The organism is Aphanothece microscopica RSMan92, assembly GCF_046613545.2.
Classification (GTDB): Bacteria; Cyanobacteriota; Cyanobacteriia; order PCC-6307; family Cyanobiaceae; genus NIES-981.
In genome coordinates this window covers 1-424 of sequence record NZ_JBKKKY020000592.1, presented here as the reverse complement: position 1 = coordinate 424, position 424 = coordinate 1, and the positions used below count along the sequence as shown (strand labels likewise).

The window sequence follows — 424 nt, the reverse complement described above, 5'->3', positions numbered from 1 at the left end:
CGTCTGAAAAGCTATTGCGTTTAGCACTCCGTTTTGCAGGAGGCCAGTAATGGGCCATGTACTCGTTATCCCAGCCATCGACCTTGTGTCAGGCCGTTGTGCCCGTTGTATTAAAGGTGTTCCCGGAACGGAGTCGCTGTATGCGGAACTCTCGGATAATCCGGTCGAGCTGGCCCAACTGTGGCGCCGCGAGAATGCCAAGTGTATCCACGTGACGGACGTTGATTCCTTCAAAGGATATGATGACGCGTTGACGCGCGCCACTGCTGTCCGAATGCAACAAGCCGTCGACGTTCCAATTCAGTTCATCAGCTCATTGCCTCACATCGATTTGTATCGGCAACTCCTGGAAGCTGGGGTATACCGAGTGAGTATCAACACGCTCGTCTGGACCGATAGTGACGCAGTACGCGAACTTCTAGAG

The 424-nt window shown here is 53.5% G+C and carries 1 protein-coding gene; it reads left to right on the top strand.

Translation table 11 applies throughout. The features are described from left to right. Nucleotides 1–49: 49 nt before the first annotated feature. The coding region (locus ACLD7X_RS19205; protein WP_411425272.1) for a HisA/HisF-related TIM barrel protein at nucleotides 50–424 on the top strand (375 nt) is incomplete at its 3' end.